Annotated in this window: 14 protein-coding genes; 7 read left to right on the forward strand and 7 right to left on the reverse strand. The window is 69.5% G+C overall.

The annotated features are described in order from the left end of the window. Positions 1–299: 299 nt before the first annotated feature. Positions 300–1,508: a glycosyltransferase gene (locus RCO28_RS36675; protein ID WP_308945768.1), complete on the reverse strand. Its 1,209-nt coding sequence runs from the start codon at positions 1,506–1,508 to the stop codon at positions 300–302. Positions 1,509–1,669: 161 nt separating this feature from the next. On the opposite strand from RCO28_RS36675, the gene RCO28_RS36680 reads away from it, so the two are divergent. Next, a complete protein-coding gene (locus RCO28_RS36680; RefSeq protein WP_308945712.1) occupies positions 1,670–2,536 on the forward strand; it encodes a methyltransferase domain-containing protein in 867 nt (288 codons plus the stop codon). Between the two features lie 25 nt (positions 2,537–2,561). Here RCO28_RS36680 and RCO28_RS36685 read toward each other — a convergent pair whose 3' ends face one another. The 4 genes from RCO28_RS36685 to RCO28_RS36700 all read right to left on the reverse strand — a co-directional run bounded on the left by RCO28_RS36685 (position 2,562) and on the right by RCO28_RS36700 (position 5,598). Further along, entirely contained in the window at positions 2,562–3,110 is a 549-nt protein-coding gene (locus RCO28_RS36685; RefSeq protein ID WP_308945713.1) for a hypothetical protein, read from the reverse strand. Continuing rightward, positions 3,107–3,712, reverse strand: coding sequence for a TetR/AcrR family transcriptional regulator (locus tag RCO28_RS36690; protein ID WP_308945714.1), 606 nt, complete (start codon positions 3,710–3,712; stop codon positions 3,107–3,109). The genes RCO28_RS36685 and RCO28_RS36690 overlap by 4 nt, the downstream gene beginning before the upstream one ends. Before the next feature lie 113 nt (positions 3,713–3,825). Beyond that, entirely contained in the window at positions 3,826–4,392 is a 567-nt protein-coding gene (locus tag RCO28_RS36695) for a hypothetical protein (RefSeq protein ID WP_308945716.1), read from the reverse strand. 51 nt (positions 4,393–4,443) lie between these two features. Continuing rightward, positions 4,444–5,598, reverse strand: a complete 1,155-nt coding sequence (locus RCO28_RS36700) for an oxygenase MpaB family protein (protein WP_308945717.1) — start codon at positions 5,596–5,598, stop codon at positions 4,444–4,446. A gap of 399 nt (positions 5,599–5,997) precedes the next feature. Here RCO28_RS36700 and RCO28_RS36705 point away from each other — a divergent pair, with 399 nt between their 5' ends. The 3 genes from RCO28_RS36705 (at position 5,998) to RCO28_RS36715 (ending at position 8,105) form a co-directional block, all read left to right on the forward strand. Further along, complete coding sequence (locus RCO28_RS36705; protein WP_308945718.1) at positions 5,998–6,327, forward strand: PadR family transcriptional regulator; 330 nt, start codon at positions 5,998–6,000, stop codon at positions 6,325–6,327. Positions 6,328–6,329: 2 nt separating this feature from the next. Beyond that, entirely contained in the window at positions 6,330–6,719 is a 390-nt protein-coding gene (locus RCO28_RS36710) for a DUF1048 domain-containing protein (RefSeq protein ID WP_308945719.1), read from the forward strand. Between the two features lie 150 nt (positions 6,720–6,869). After that, positions 6,870–8,105 (forward strand): serine hydrolase domain-containing protein, encoded by a 1,236-nt coding sequence (locus RCO28_RS36715; RefSeq protein ID WP_308945720.1) that lies wholly within the window; start codon positions 6,870–6,872, stop codon positions 8,103–8,105. Between the two features lie 68 nt (positions 8,106–8,173). Here RCO28_RS36715 and RCO28_RS36720 read toward each other — a convergent pair whose 3' ends face one another. Next, the gene (locus RCO28_RS36720; RefSeq protein ID WP_308945721.1) at positions 8,174–9,814 is read right to left on the reverse strand and encodes a molybdopterin-dependent oxidoreductase; all 1,641 of its coding nucleotides are present in this window, start codon (positions 9,812–9,814) and stop codon (positions 8,174–8,176) included. A gap of 395 nt (positions 9,815–10,209) precedes the next feature. Here RCO28_RS36720 and RCO28_RS36725 point away from each other — a divergent pair, with 395 nt between their 5' ends. The 3 genes from RCO28_RS36725 (at position 10,210) to RCO28_RS36735 (ending at position 15,208) form a co-directional block, all read left to right on the forward strand. Next, on the forward strand, positions 10,210–10,776 hold the full coding sequence (locus RCO28_RS36725; RefSeq protein WP_308945722.1) for a fasciclin domain-containing protein: 567 nt from the start codon (positions 10,210–10,212) through the stop codon (positions 10,774–10,776). A gap of 248 nt (positions 10,777–11,024) precedes the next feature. Beyond that, positions 11,025–13,049 (forward strand): beta-N-acetylglucosaminidase domain-containing protein, encoded by a 2,025-nt coding sequence (locus tag RCO28_RS36730; protein ID WP_308945723.1) that lies wholly within the window; start codon positions 11,025–11,027, stop codon positions 13,047–13,049. 251 nt (positions 13,050–13,300) lie between these two features. Next, the gene (locus RCO28_RS36735) at positions 13,301–15,208 is read left to right on the forward strand and encodes a family 20 glycosylhydrolase (protein ID WP_308945724.1); all 1,908 of its coding nucleotides are present in this window, start codon (positions 13,301–13,303) and stop codon (positions 15,206–15,208) included. Between the two features lie 114 nt (positions 15,209–15,322). Here the strand turns inward: RCO28_RS36735 and RCO28_RS36740 are convergent, their stop codons facing one another. Next, on the reverse strand, positions 15,323–16,261 hold the full coding sequence (locus RCO28_RS36740) for a sigma-70 family RNA polymerase sigma factor (RefSeq protein ID WP_308945725.1): 939 nt from the start codon (positions 16,259–16,261) through the stop codon (positions 15,323–15,325). Positions 16,262–16,271: the final 10 nt, after the last annotated feature.

Here is a 16,271-nt window from a genome sequence, read left to right on the forward strand (position 1 = left end):
GACGGCGGAGGGGGAGGCGGGCGGGCCGGGCGGTGTGCCGGAGGGTGTGGCGGTCATGGTGGAGCGGCCTCTTCTCTTCAGTGGCGTGGGGACAGCGCCGGCTGAACCAGCCTGCTCGGCAACGCAGTTGGTCGATGAGACATTCCAGGACGGCCTCACGTCGCGCGGTCTCGTCGAGCTTCACGCACTCGTCACGCGAGGCGGCCTGGTCAAAGAGGCCGCCTCGGCGCCGTACGAGACCTTTCAGCATGTTCCGGTGGCGGGCCCACGCCTGACCGATCACCACGTCGGCAACGGCGTCAGCGCGCCAGCCGGTCGAGCGTGGCGAGTACCGGCGCGATGCCGTCCTCTGCGGCCAGACGGTCGGCCAGTGCACGGGCGCGCATGCGGTGGGTGCTGTCCGTCGTCGCCCGGCGCAGGGCCTCGGCCAGGGCAGGAGAGGTGAGGCGGCGCAGCGGCACCACTCCGGGTGCCGTACCCAACGCGGTCAGCCGGGACGCCCAGAAGGCGGCGTCGAACTGGACCGGCACAGGCACCGTGGGCACTCCGGCCCGCAGTCCGGCACCCGTCGTGCCCGCCCCCGCATGGTGGACGACGGCCGCCATCCGCGGGAAGAGCAGGGAGTGCGGCACCTCGTCGACCGTCAGGATGTCCTCGCTCTCGGCATGCAGACCAGCCCAGCCCCGCTGGATCACACCGCGCATTCCCGCCGCGCGCACTGCGGAGACGATCTCGCGGCTCACCCGCTCGGGGTCGGGGACGGTGGCGCTCCCCAAGCCGACGAAGACCGGGCTTGGCCCGGCGGCGAGGAAGTCCTCCACTGTCCGGGGAAGTTGTCCGGTGTCGTGCGGCCACCAGTACCCGGCCACATCGAGCCCGGCGGGCCAGTCCCGGGGGCGGGGGACGACGAGTTCGCTGTAGCCGTGCAGCACCGGCCGTGCCCGACGGCCTCGGGACCGGCCCGCCGCCGGGAGCCCGTGCCGCCGCAACGACCGGACGGAGCCGGCGAACACCAGCTCCACCGAGGCCATGACGGCGAGTCCGCTCAGCCGGTTGCCCACCGCGCCGAGGGGCCGCGTCCCCAGTATCGGGGCGGGGAACTCCCCGGTCGGGTGGAGGGGTTGCAGGTGCAGCCCCACGGAGGGCACGGACAAGGCGTCGGCGATGGCGTCCCCGAGGGGCCCCAGCGCACCGCCGACGAGCAGGACGTCACCCTTCCGCGACACCTCCACCAGGGCCGCCGTCAGCTCGTCGGCCGCTTGCCGGGCCATGGACACCAGCCGCACCAGCTTGCCCGCACCCGTCCTCGCGTCATGCAGCCTCCGGCCCCGCTCGGAGTGCAACTCGGCACGGGGATCCACCGGCAGCGGATGAAAGCGCACCCCCGATCCGGCCACCAGCGGCTCGAACACCGCATGCGCGGCCAACGTCACCTCGTGCCCGGCCCGTACGAGACCGGCTCCCAGACCTGTGTACGGCGCGACGTCACCCCGCGACCCCGCTGTCATCATCACGATTCGCACGCCGCAAGTGTGGCCCACCTGAACGCGACGCCACAGAAGGCCTGCCGCGTTCCGTGAACGGGCGCCACCGGACGTACATGACCCGATCGAGCCGTCCCGGCAGGACGGGAGCATGACACGCCGGTGGCGCAGGAAAGACAGCAACCATGGAAGACAACCGGGAACAGACCGATGTCGATGCGAACGAGACCCGCCGCTACTACGACAACGCGGACGTCGACGCCTTCTACGACTCCGTATGGGGCGGCGAAGACATTCACATCGGCATCTACGCCGACCGGAACGAGGACATCGCCACAGCCTCCCGACGCACCATCAGCCACACGGCCGACAAGGCCGCGGACCTCCTCGGCCCCCACAGCAAGGTCGTGGATCTCGGCTCCGGATACGGCGGTTCAGCGCGCGCCCTGGCCACCCGCTTCGGCTGCCATATCGCGGCGCTGGACCTGAGCGAACACCACAACCGACGCCATCGCCGCACCAACGTCCAGTGCGGCCTGGACACCCTCATCGACGTCACCACCGGCACGCTGGACGAACTGCCCTATCCAGCACAGCACTTCGACGTCGCCTGGTCCCTGGAGGTCCTCTGCCACGCTCCCGACCGCACCCGCGCCCTCAGCGAGGCGATGCGCGTTCTGCGTCCGGGCGGAGCACTGCTCTTCTCCGACATCATGGCCGCCGAGAACGCCCCTGCCGACGCCCTGCAACCGGCCATCCGACGCCTGGGTATCCCGGCCCTGGCCACCCCCTCCTTCTACCGCGAACAGCTGTCGGCACTCGGCTTCACCCGCACGGAGTTCGAGGACCGCAGCGAGGACGTCACCACGCACTACGCGCGCCTGGAGGAGGAAGTGCGACGACGTGCGGCGGAACTGAGCGACCTCATCAGCCCCGCCTACCTCCAGGGCCTGCTGGCCAACCTGCCCCTGTGGAAGGACCTCACCCACCAAGGCCTGGTGCGCTGGGGCCTGTTCCACACACGCAAGCCCCAGCAGCATTCCGGGACGTGAGGCGATTCGCCCGCACGCCCATGGCTCACCGGGGCGCGTCCTCCGGCAGCAGATGGGCGAGCAGCAGCTTGATGAGGAGTACGGGGGTGAACCACGCCAGTTCGGATGGCACCGTGACCAGGGCCCCCACGGCAGTGATCGCGAGCACGGTCACGGCGAAGGCCACCGGGCGGCGAGCTGCGGCGGGCACGGCGGTGACGACGACGGCTCCCACCAGCGCCAGAACGTAGATGGTCGCCGCCGTGGCCCAGCCGAAGCCGGGGACGGCGAGTGCCAGCAGGAACGGCTGGATATGGACGGCGACGAAGCCGAGGTGGTGCCGTGCGGAACGCCCCGGTCGGTGGAAGTGGCGCTTGGCCGTGGACGTGGCGTTGACCGCTGCGCCGCCGAACAGGTCGAACGCGACCACGGCCACGACCACCACGGCGATCGTCGGCATGGAGGCGGCGGCGACCACGGCGGTTGTCAGGGCGCAGCCCGCCACCGCGGTGGCGTAGCCGACCGTCCGCTCCATGGCGCTCGCGCCCGGTCCGATCAGCTGCCGGTCGGCCCAGCGGGCCAGTGCGGAGATCATGCCGCCTCCTTGGGGCGCAGCCCCTCGAGGCACATCTCGGTGAGCGGGGCGGCCAGTTCGGCCAGCGGCACCCGTGGATCGAGCAGCCATTGCAGCAGGCACCCCTCGATGGCTCCGACGATCACGGCCGCGTGCCGCTCGCCGACTCCGGCGCGAACCGTCCCTTCGGCGGCGGCTTCCCGCAGCAGGGCGGTGATGGCCGCGCGGTGGGCCCGGTAGACACCTGCCATGTCGATGGGGCACGTCGTGCCGTCGCGGCTGACCGCCCAGACGTCGAGCACGATCCGGGCCCGGTCCGGTTCTCCGGCGAGCAGTTCGACCACCGCGTCCACCAGGGCGGCCAGCCGGTCGAGTGCCGGACCGCTGCCCTCGGCCGCCTGCCGCAGGACGGCGGCGGACCTGTCCGCGTACGCCTCGAAGGCGGCGCCGAGGAGTTCCTCCCTGCTGCCGAACTCCAGGTAGACGCTGCCCTTTCCGATCCCTGCCTCGGTGGCGACATCCTCGATCCTGGCCGCTGCGAACCCCTTGCGGGCGAAGACCCGCACGGCGGCGTCGAGCACCTTCTGGCGCCGGGCGGCCCTGTCCACTTGCTTCGGTGACATCGCGGCGTTCCCCTCCTCTATTATGGCTGACTGGTCAGTCATGATAGAGGAGGGCCCTTGGGCGAGGGCCTGCGTCCAAGGGGGAGTCCCTGGTGGAGTTCAGGGACCGCGGATCAGGCGGGCGTGAGTTCCTTACGGATGAGCGTGCTGAACTCGGTCGCTGACACTTCGCGTTGGACGTCCACGCAGGGGGCGGGACCGTTCACCGAGGGGAGTTGGAGAGCCTTGGCCGCGGCGGCCGGGTGGTCCTCTCGTGCCAGGCCGAGCGTGACGTGGGGCCAGAAGCCGTCTTCGGCGATGTCCAGGCGCTGCGTGATCTCTTCCTGGAGAGTGGCGAGTTCCTTGTTGTGTTCGACGCCCAGGCGGACCTGCTCGTCCTTCTGGATGACGGCGTCGTCGTAGCGGTAGGCCGGTTCCTTCTGCCGGGCCCAGCTCCCGTGCCGTACCTCGCCGGTGAGGCGGATGTACGGAGCGGGCCAGGTCCCTCGGCCGATCAGATCGCGTACGTCGGCGAGCTTCTGCTCGTCGGCGCCGTGGAGGAATCCCAGCGTGATGTGGATGTGCTCGGGATGCTGCGGAGCGACGCGGTCGCGGCACTCTTGTTGTAGGTCGACGAGGGCATTCACCAGCGCACTGGGGATCCTCAGGGAGATGAAGGCATTGACTCTCTGATCGCTCATGGCGGACGTCCTTTCCGTAGGGGTGTCGTGCGTGCCCAGCCGGGGGAGGGGTCAGCGGTTGTCGCCGAGTTCCTGGTGCATCTGGGGCTGGTCGTCCTGGTCGTGGGTCAGGGCGTAGTGCTCGACGTCGTTGAACGCCTTCGAGGCGACGCCGAGAATCTCCTTGTACGGGTTGACGCCGGTGGCCTTCTGCGCGCCGCCGCCCAGCAGGCCGCCGCCGACTCCGCTGACCAGACTGTGGCCTGCCGCAAGGGGCTTGGCTGCCAGGTCCAGGACGCTCTTGGGCAGGCCGGCCATGTCGGCGTACTTGTCGGTCAGGGCGGTGCGGACCATGGCGATGAACGCGTCGTGGGAGGGGCCGGGGAGGAACTTCTTGTAGAACTCGAGGGCCTGCCGTGTCATGAAGACGCCGTCGTCGGTCTTCTTCCACTCGTCGTCGCGGACCGAGCTCCACATCCGGTCGACCAGTTCGGCGTCCTTGGGCACGAGCCACTTCTCGGGGGTTCCGAGGTAGTGGTTGACGTAGTGCCAGGCGCACATGAACCCGTGAGCGTCATCCTTGGAGACCTCCAGGCCCAAATTCCGCATCGCCTGGAGGATCTGGACGCTGAACACGCAGATGGCGCCGGTGGTGTACTTCTGTGAGACCGGCTCGCCCCACTTGGCGTAGTCCCACTCGCCGCTCTTCTTGTGCAGCTGCCGGACGGAGGCGTGGACCAGGCGCACCTTGGTGACGTTCGCCTTGAGGGAACCGTCCGTCAGGGCGCCCTTGTTGCCCATGTCGACGAACAGGCGGGAGGACTGCGACAGCCGCCGCCCCGGCCCTTCCACGCCGCCCAGGCGTCCGGTCGAGCGCAGTGTGAACGCGCCGGTCGGGGCGAGGTAGGTGCCGATGAGCCCGGCAGTGCCCTGGAGCATGGACGCTTCCCCGTGGTGGTGGGCGAAGAAGCCCTCCGCGGCGCGGACGTCCTCATCGCTCCAGCCCGGAGGCTCGGCCTCGGCCTCCTTCAGGAACGTCGCGAGCCGCGGCGGCAGTTGGGACAGGTCCATGTCCGGCTTGAGCGTGCCGATGGTACGGAACAGGGCGTTGACCCCGTCGATCTCCCGGTTGTCGATCAGGTCGGACACGAGTTCGTCCGCCGTCGGGTCACCGGCCTGGTTGGCCGCCTCGATCTCGGCGGCGAAGTTGGCGGCTGTCAGAGTCACAGTCGCGCTCCTTTCGGTAGGTGGGTACGCGTAGTGCTGCGGCCCTGGCGGCAGCACAGGTGGTCCAGGGGGTGTCGTCCCGCGGCCGGCAGCGGCGAAGCGCATACGCCTATGCCGGGGGCACGATCAAGATCACCGTGAGTGATCCTTCCGCGCCGGACGCGGACCCGCGATCCTCCATTCAGGGGGCGCGGGAGTGAGAGGGCGCACTCGCAGCCGGTCTCAGGCGCACGGCCTGAGACCGAGGAACAGGAGCGAACTGCCCAGGGGTCAACACCGTTGATCCGTCGGCCAGTTGGGGCGCGGCGGCCGACTATTCGGTGTTGCTGAGTACTGGTAGTCAGCGGTACGGTGTACCAGTACTCAGCAACACCGAATAGCTCAGGGGGGAGGTGTCACATGGCCAAGCTGCTGACGGAGATGCTCAAAGGCACGCTGGAGGGCATCATCCTCGCGTCCCTGTCCGGCCGGCCCGCCTACGGCTACGAGATCACGGCACGGCTGCGGGAGCAGGGTTTCTCCCAGATCGCCGAAGGAACCATCTACGCGCTGCTCCTGAGGATGGAGAAGCGCGGCCTCGTCGACGTGGAGAAGGTCCCCTCCGAGAAGGGGCCGCCGCGCAAGGTGCACTCCCTCAACGCTCAAGGACGGGAGTACCTCGAAGAGTTCTGGAGGACCTGGAGCTTCCTCACGGAACGACTGGACCAGCTCCGCGAAGGGGGCGAGTAACCATGTCCGATGTCGAGAAGAGCGGCTTCCGCAGGAAGGTGATCGGGCCCAAGAAGCGCTGGAGGGCGTACAAAGCGCGCGTCAAGGAGCTTCCCGGGGACCACCGCACCGCGGTCGAATCGATCGAGCGGTACCTGATGCACTTCGTGCCGACCGACGGCGACAGCAGTGCGGCGATGTTCGACGACCTCGCCGACCTCTTCGAGCAAGCCGCGGCGGACGGAACGCCGATCCGCGAAGTCGTCGGAGAGGACCCGGTCGAGTTCGTCGACGCATTCGCCCAGAACTACTCCGAGGGTGGCTACGTCCCCGCCCGCGCCCGGAAGCAGCTGACCGACGACATCGAGCGCGCAGCCGACAACGAGGCCGAAGCGGAAGACCCCACGGCCTGACCACCCCTCAGCACCTCCCTCCCCGGGACCGAGCACCACATTCATCGCCCGTATGCACCACGCGGCCGCGGAGCCATGCCCCGCGGGCCGTCTCTCGCCGCATGCCTGCGGCACCGTCGAGAACGACCAACGCGTGCAAGGAGATTCGTGATGGGAAACAGCAACAACGGCCTGTCCGAAGCAGGGCTGCGCCGGCTGCGCGAGGTACTGGAGGCGCATGTGGAGTCCGGGAAGATCCCCGGACTCGTCGCCCTGGTCGGCCGGGGCGAGGAGACCCATGTCGAAGCGATCGGGACGATGCGTCATGACGGCGAGCCGCCGATGCGCCGGGACACCATCTTCCGGATGGCCTCGACGACCAAGCCCGTCGCGGTCTCCGCGACCATGGTCCTGCTGGACGAGTGCCGACTGCGACTTGACGACCCGATAGATCCGTGGCTGCCGGAACTGGCCGACCGGCAGGTACTCAAGCGGCCCGACAGCCCGCTGGACGACACCGTCCCGGCGCGGCGCCCGATCACCGTACGGGACCTGCTCACCTCCACCTGCGGGCTCGGCCTCGATACGACGGCGATGGGCTCCCCGATGATGAGCGCGTACTTCGAGCAGAAGGTCTACGGCGAGAACGGCTGGCTGCTGCCGGCGGTGGAGCCGGATGAGTGGATGAGCCGCCTGGGCACGCTTCCGCTGATGTACCAGCCCGGAGAGCGGTGGCTGTACAACGTCAGCGACGACATCCTCGGTGTCCTTGTGGCCAGGGTCACCGGCCGGCCGTTCGAGGCGTTCCTCCGGGAGCGCATCTTCGAACCGCTGGGGATGAAGGACACCGGGTTCCACGTACCGGCCGACAAGATTCACCGGCTGCCGCCCCTGTACGCCCCCGATCCGCAGACCGGAGAATTCACCGTGGGGGACGAGGCCGAAGGGGGACACCACAGCGAGCCTCCGGCGTTCCCGTCCAGCGGCGGCGGACTCGATTCGACCGTCGACGACTACCACGCCTACTTCCGGATGCTGCTCAACCACGGGATGCACGGCACCGAGCGGATCCTGTCCCGGCCGGCCGTCGAGCTGATGACCACCAACCGCCTCACGCCCGAGCAGTTGGCCGCCCGAGAAGCCTGGGGCCGCAGCGTCGTCCATGTGTCACACGGCACGGGGCAGCACGGTGGCTGGGGCTTCGGGATGGCGGTGCGCACCTACCGAGGCGACTACGCGCCCGTCGGCCAGTTCGGCTGGGACGGCGGAGCCGGCACCACCACCTACGCCGACCCGCAGAACGGGCTCGTCGGCATCCTGCTCACCCAGACCGGGATGTCCACCCCCGACTCGGCGCGGGCCATGCACGACTTCTGGACCACTCTCTACCAGGCGATCGACGACTGACCGGCCTACCTGGTCGAGGTCGGTCCGGCAGAAGACCTCGACCAGGCTCCCCTCTGCCCGCGCAGCGGTCAGTCGACGGTGACGACGACGGACGGCCAGCCACTGGCCCCGTCGGGGACGGTGCCGGTGCGCTTCTCGGTCTGCACGTCGCCGCCGCGTTCGGTGGCGCGGGCGGTCAGGGTGTGGCTGCCGGGCGTCGCTTTCCAGGCGAAGGACCACTGGCGCCAGGTGTCGATGTTCGCTTCGGCGGCGAGTTCGGCGTCCTGCCAGGGGCCGTCGTCGACGCGTACCTGCACTCGGTCGATGCCACGGTGCTGGGCCCAGGCCACCCCGGCCACCATCACCGTGCCGCGCTTCAGCCGGACCAGGGGTTGGGGCGTGTCGATGCGGCTCTGCGTCTTGATCGGCGCCTTCTCGGCCCAGTCCCGCTTTACCCAGTACGCGTCGTAGTCGGCGAAGGTGGTGAGCTCGATGTCCTCGATCCATTTGCATGCCGATACGTAGCCGTAGAGGCCGGGGACGAGCATCCGGACCGGGAAGCCGTGCGTGAACGGCAGCGGCTGTCCGTTCATCCCCACGACGAGCATCGCGTCCCGGCCGTCCATGACGGTCTCTACGGGCGTGCCGAGTGTCATGCCGTCCACGGAACGTGAGACGAGCTGATCGGCGGGACCGCCCTTGGACGGCGGGCGTACGCCGGCTTCGGAGAGAACGTCGGCCAGTCGCACGCCGAGCCACCGCGCATTGCCGACGTAGGGGCCGCCGACCTCATTGGACACGCAGGTCAGGGTGATGTCGCGCTCGATCAGTTCGCGCTGCAGAAGGTCGTCGAAGGTGAGGGTGACCGGGCGGGAGACGCCCTTCCCGTGGATGCGCAGGCGCCAGGTGTCGGCGTTGACCTTCGGTACCACCAGAGCGGTGTCGACACGGTAGAAGGCCTTGTTCGACGTCGTGAACGCACTGATGCCCGGAGTTGCGAGCTGCGTGCCGGCGGGCAGCGCAGGCGCCGGGGACGCGGGAGCGGGCAGTCGCACCGCCTTCCGGGAGGCGATCGCCGCCTGGGACACATTGCCGGTGAGATGGCGGCCGAGCGCCCCGATACCGACGGACGCAGCGGCGGCCCCGACAGCGGCCATCACGAACCCGCGCCGGTCCCACCCGGCGCCGTGGTCCGGCCCCGAGCCCTGGTCCGGCCCGGCGTCTTGGTCCGCCCCGGCCGCCTGGTCGGACCCCGTATCCGCGCGGCCGGGGCGTGCGGACACGGTCAGCCGTCCGATGAGGAAGTAGAGCAAAGCCGCGCCCACCACCGCACCCGCCACGGAGGGCAGCGCATCGGCGAACCCCGACGCATCGGGTCGCGTCACGGCGGCGGCCCCACCGATCACACCGAAGAGCAGCACACCCGCCGCACCGGCCCGCCGGAACCGCAACGCCAGGACACCCAGTACGAGAGCCAGCACCGCCAAAGTGGCGACGATCCCCAGCTGGAGAACCGCCTTGTCGTTCTCGCCGAAATGGCGGATCGCCCAGTCCTTGACGGGAGTTGGGGTCCGGTCGATGGCAGCCCCGCCGACGGCCGTGATCGGCCCGGCCTCGGGACGGACTGCGGCGGACACCAACTGCGCGACAGCGAGGGCCGCGAATCCCGCGAGCAGACCACTCAACGCGCCGAGCGGCAGCCGGACCCAGAGTTTCGGTGTTGTCGTCACGGCTCGATTCGAACCCGGTGCACACGATCCGCGCCTGCCGACGGGCCAGGGCCCACCCTCATGCCACGCGCGCGCCCACTCGCCTGACGTATCCGCAGGGGCGAGGGACAACGGGCCCGGCGCTGGGGGAAGGTGCTCTCGCTCAAGGTGTTTTCGCTGGCCGCAACGGTGTTTTCGCTGGTCGCGACGGTGTTTTCGCTGGTCGCGACGCTCCACATGCGTGGCACACCCCGCCTGGTTAGGCTGTGGGAGCGAGCCTGGATCACGGTTGGCGCAGTGCCTGCTGCGGGGGACGCCGAAATCCGGGCGCGGCGCGAGGCCCGTCGGCCCGCGTCCCACTTCCCCGGGGCCTGACGATTACGTCGGCCCAACCCCACTCCCGGGAGGAACCTCCCATGAGCACCCTTGGCCTTTCCCGGGCGTCGGTGGCTGCCGCCGCTGCCCTCGCACTCTCCCTGAGCCTCGCCGGTCCAGCGGCCGGCGCCGCCAACGAACCGTACGGGCCCGCATGTTCGTCCCTGCCGACGGAAGGCGAAGGCAGCGCCACGGGCATGGCCGACGACCCCGTCGCGACAGCCGCGTCGAACAACCCGGAACTGTCCACTCTCGTAACCGCCGTCAAGAAGGCCGGTCTTGTGGACACCCTCAACAACGCCAAGAACATCACGGTGTTCGCGCCGACCAACGATGCGTTCGCGAAGGTCCCCAAGGCGGACCTGGACAAACTGCTCGCCGACAAGGAGCAGTTGACGAAGGTGCTGACCTACCACGTCGTGGGCGAGAAGATCACCCCGGACAAGCTGGCGGACGGCTCGTTCAAGACCCTGGAGGGCGGCACCCTCACCACCTCGGGTTCGGACATGAAGTACAAGGTGAACGACTCGGCGAACATCGTGTGCGGTGACGTGGCGACAGCAAACGCGACGGTGAACCTGATCGACACCGTACTGATGCCGAAGTAGAGCCGAATCGGCCTGTTGGATCGGCCTGTTGGATCGGCCTGGTGGGACGACCTGTTGGATCGACCTGTTGGGAAGACAACTGGCCACCTCCGGTTGCCTGTTCAGGCGCGGCGGAGCCCCGAAGGCTTGGATGCCTTCGGGGCTCCGCCGCGCTGCAGTGGGCTCTCAGGACGGCGACGTCCGGGACCTTGACGCGGAGTGGTCTGAACCACTTACCGTGTCGGCCTCGATCCCACGTGGAGGTTCCCATGCCGAGAACCCGCAGGACGGCCTGTCTGGTCACCGGACTGGCTGTCGCCGGGCTGCTCGCCCCCGCCGCGCCGTCGGTGGCCGAGACGAAGCACGACCCCCCGATCCCTGCCCTCACCCCGCAGCCCCAGAAGCTGGACGCCAACGGGCGCGCCCTCGAAGTACCCCGAACCGTCCGTCTGGCGCTCGGTGACGACGTGGACGAGCCCACGCGTGAGCTCGTCACCGGCACGCTGAGGGAGGCGGGAGCCAAGAGGATCGAAGAAGTCGACCTCGCCGAAGCCGAAGCCGAAGCCGAAGCCGAAACCGCAGCCGCAGCAGATTCTGAAGCTGCATCGGATTCCGAAGCCCGCAGCCTCACCGTCATCGTCGGCTCCACCCGTGACAACAACGTTGTCAGCGCCCTCGAGGACGCCGGTGGCCAGGACCCGGGGGAGCACGCCGAGGGCTACGCGTTGGCGACGTCCGCCAAGTCCGGCACCGCCGTTCTCGCCGGCGTCGACGCGGACGGCACGTACTACGCGGCCCAGACCCTCAAGCAACTGACGCGGGACCGCTCCATCGCCGGTGTCTCCGTCACCGACCATCCGACGATGGCCCTGCGCGGCGGGATCGAGGGCTTCTACGGCTCGCCCTGGACGCACGAAGAGCGCATGGACCAACTCGCGTTCTACGGCGACGTCAAGATGAACACGTACATCTACGCGCCGAAGGACGACCCCTACCACCGCGAGAAGTGGCGCGAGCCATACCCGGCGGACAAGCTGGCCGAACTCGGCGAGCTCGTCCGGCAGGCCACGGACCACCACGTCCGCTTCACGTTCGCCGTCTCGCCGGGCGAGTCGATCTGCTTCAGCGACGCAGCCGACCTGAAGGCCCTCGAGGCCAAGCTGCGTTCGATGTACGACCTGGGCGTGCGCAGCTTCTCCGTACCCCTCGACGACATCCAGTACGGCGAGTGGAACTGCGACGCCGACCAGGCGAAGTACGGCGATCCCGGCCAAGAGGGCGCGGGCAAGGCGCAGGTCGAACTCCTCAACAGCGTCCAGGAGTTCCTCGCCGGCCTGGACGGCACGAAGCCGCTCCAGATGGTGCCCACCGAGTACTGGGACGCCAAGGACACGGCCTACAAGACGCAGATCCGGGAGAACCTCGACCCCGACGTCGAGATCATGTGGACCGGCCCGGACGTCGTACCGTTCGAGATCACCCGCGACGCGGCCGCCGCCGCCGAGAAGGTCTGGGGACGCAAGGTCTTCCTCTGGGACAACTACCCGGTCAACGACTTCGGCCAGAGCGCGGGACGGCTCCACCTGGCGCCCTACGACAAGCGCGAGGCCGGGCTCGAGCAGGAGCTGTCCGGCATCGTCCTCAACCCGATGAACCAGGCCGCCGCTTCGAAGGTGGCCCTGTACGGCGGCGCCGACTTCAGCTGGAACACCGCCGACTACGACGCCCGGCGCGCCTGGCGGGCGTCCGCCTCGTATCTCGCCGACGGCTCGCCCGACACGGTGAAGGCGCTCCTTGCCTTCTTCGACACCCAGCACTACGGCTCGACGTTCACCGACCCGCCCAAGCCCTGGCAGCCGCAGGCGCCCGAACTCGACCGCAGGCTGGCCGAGTTCAAGACCGCGTGGGCCGACAGCGACGGTGACGGCGACGGCGACGGCGACGGCGACCGCAGCAAGGCCCTGCGCGAACTGCGGGACTACGCCGACCTGCTGGCCGGTGCCCCGGAGCAGATCCGCAGCGGGGTGTCCGACGCGGGCTTCGTCGCGGACAGCGAACCCTGGCTGAAGTCACTCGACCTCTGGGGCGACGCCCTCCTTGCCACCCTCGACGGCCTCGAGGCCCGGGCGGAAGGCGACGACGCACAGGCCGAGAAGCACTTCGCGTCCTCCGCGAAACTCGCCGAGAAGGCCGCAGCCGTCATGCCCGACGAGGGTGAGACCCGCCCGGAGGGCCCGATCAAGGTCGCGGACGGCGTCCTGGACACCTTCCTGACGGACGCGCCCAAGCTCTAAGGGCCAAGCTCTAGGGGCCAAGCTCTAGGGGCCAAGCTCCAGGGCCCAGGCTCCAGGTCCACGCGCGGCGGGCTGCGCTGAGATGCGGCCCGCCGCGCGGATCACGGCAACACATCCGATGGCTCCGATGAATGTGTGGAGGCGATAGGTGCGAAGGTCCAAATGTGCAACCGACAGCGCGCGAAAGTCCAAGCTTTCAGCGCGACCGCTGCATTGACGCCCCTTCCGTACCGCTTGAATCATCGGACCTCATGGCAGATGCTCGCTCCCTCTTCAAGCCCGGACCACGGTTGCGCCGCCGTCGCCTCGCAGCCGTCGCCACCGCCCTGCTCCTCGCCGCACCCCTCCCGGCGGCACAGGCCGCACCGTCGACACCGGAACCACCACCCCGCACCATCCCCGCCCTCTCCAACTGGACACCGGGCAAGGAGAGTTACCGGTACGAGGACGGGACCCGTCTGGTCGCCCGCAGCGCCCCGGCCCGGCGCGTCGCCACCACGCTCGCCGAAGATCTCGGCGCCGCGGGCAAGGGCACCCCACCCGTCGTCGACGGCGCCGCGCGCCCCGGCGACATCGTGATCGGCGTCGACTCCACACGCACCCGCCTCGGCGCCGAAGGCTACGAACTCCACTCAGGCACCCGCCTGACGATCACCGGGGCCGACGAGACCGGAGCCTTCTACGGCACTCGCACCCTCCTCCAACTGCTCACCCAGGGGAACCAGGTCCCGGCCGGGCGGACCATCGACGTACCCCGGTACAAGGAGCGCGGCGTCGGCGTCTGCGCCTGCTACATCCACATCACCACGGACTGGCTGGAGAACCTCGTCCGCGAGATGGCCTTCCGCAAGCAGAACCAGCTCCTGCTCGAGCTGAAGGTGAAGAGCGACCAGCACCCGGAGGCCAACTCCTGGGGCTACTACACCAGGTCCGAGCTGCGCCGCCTCGTAGCCCTCGGCGAGAAGTACCACGTCACCATCGTTCCGGAGATCAACTCCCCGGGCCACATGGACCCCTGGCTGGAGAACCGGCCCGACCTGCAACTCGCCGACTCCGACGGCAAGTTGCAGCCCTCACGGCTCGACATCACCCAGGACGCGTCCTTCGACTACTACACGAGCCTGATCGACGAGTACGCGGAGGTGTTCCCCACCACGTCCTGGCACATGGGCGCCGACGAGTACATGCTCGGCTCCGACTTCGCCAAGTACCCGCAGATCCTCGCGTACGCGAAGAAGAAGTACGGCGAGAACGCCACCCCGCAGGACGCCTTCATCGACTTCGTCAACCGCGTCCACGCCTACACGGCGAAGAAGGGCAAGCGCCTGCGCATCTGGAACGACGGCCTGACCGGCGCCAACACCGTACCCGTGGCGGCCGGGACGACCGTCGAGCACTGGCTCGACGTCCCGACCAAACCCAGCGAACTCCGCGCCCAGGGCCACCCGTTGATGAACGCCGCGTACTCCCTCTATCTCGTCCGCGGCGGCTTCCACACCAACACCCGGAAGCTGTACGACGAGCAGTGGGACCCGCGCTCCTTCGAGGGCGAGAAGCTGGCCTCGCGCGACGGGATCACCGGCGCGAAGATCAGCCTGTGGCCCGACAACGGGCGCGGCGAGACCGAGAACGAGGTCGCGTCCGCCATGGCAGCTCCGCTGAACCACATCGCCCAGGTGACCTGGGGTGACGCACACCCCGACCCGACCTACGCCGAGTTCACCGAGCGCGCCGGGACCATCGGCCACGCGCCCGGCGTACGGGACCTGACGCAGGTGCCGGTCACCGACGGAACGTACACACTGCGCGACACCAAGGGCGCCACGAAGCCCGCCGACTTCGAGATCCGGCGCACCGCCGACGGCTACGTCACGTTGAAGGCCACCGCGGGCGGTGGGTGCCTGGAGACCCGCAGCGGCAAGCTCACCCTCAACGTCCCACTGCAGCCGGGGACCGCCGTCACCGAGGAGACGTGCGACGCGAAGAACACCCTGCAGCGGTGGCGGTTGACGAAAACGGCCGCAGGCTATCGCCTCACCAACGCGATCACGCAGATGGCCGCGCATGTCACGGACGACGGACGGATCGTGCAGTACCCGGCCGATCAACAGGAGCCCGCTGTATGGACGTTGACCGCTCGGAAGACTGCCAAGTCCTGAAGGCCGGGCGTACGGCCGCCAGTTGCGGGGGTCGTCAGGCGGTGACCACGGCGAGCGTGACCTGGTCACCGCAAGGCCGCAGCATTCCGGTGCGCGGCATTCCGATGGCTCCGGTCACCACGCGTCGATGACCGGAGTCTCGGGTCCGTGCCGCCGCCAGGCCGCACCGAGCCGCGCGAGCCGGTCAGCGGCGGCGATGCCCTGCAGGCCCGCGACCTTGCCGTCACTGACGTCGAACACCACGGCGCCCACGACCCGCTCGTCGACCACCGCGATGACCGCCGGGGACCCGTTGACCCACGCGATATGCAACGCGGGCGAGCCACCGGCGAGCCGCCGCTTCGCCGGCGTGGCCCTGAACCCGGCCCGCACAAAGGAGGCGACCCGCTCACGCGTCGTGTACCGCAGCAGCCGCTTGGCCCGCCCGGCGCCGTCCGACACCGCCGTCACATCGTCGGTGAGCAGCGCCACCAGCCGCTCGGTGCGCCCCGACACGGCGGCGGAGAGGAACTCCTCGACCACCCGGCGCGCGGACGCGGGGTCGGCCTCGCCGCCACGGCGACGCTCGGCGGCCACCCGGCTCCGGGCCCGGTGCACATGCTGCTGGCTCCCGGACTCGCTGATGTCGAGGATCCCGGCGATCTCGGCATGGCTGTACGAGAAGGCCTCACGCAGGACGTAGACAGCCCGCTCGACGGGCGAGAGCCGCTCCAGGAGCAGCAGTACGGCCAAGGACACCGACTCACGCTGCACGAAAGTGTCGGCGGGGCCGAGCATCGGATCACCATCGAGCAGCGGCTCGGGCAGCCAGGCACCCGCCACCCGCTCGTGGCGCGCCTGCGCAGAGCGCAGCCGGTCGAGGCAGAGACGGGTGACGACCTTGGTCAGCCACGCCTCCGGCACCTCGACCCGTTCGCGGTCCGCGGCCTGCCAGCGCAGGAACGTGTCCTGCACGGCGTCCTCCGCGTCGGCGGCCGAGCCGAGCAGACGGTAGGCGAGCGAGGCGAGCCGGCCCCGGCTCGCCTCGAACCGATCGATGTCCGCACTGTCCATGCGCAGCAGC

It is taken from the genome of Streptomyces sp. LHD-70 (assembly GCF_031157275.1).
GTDB lineage: Bacteria > Actinomycetota > Actinomycetes > Streptomycetales > Streptomycetaceae > Streptomyces.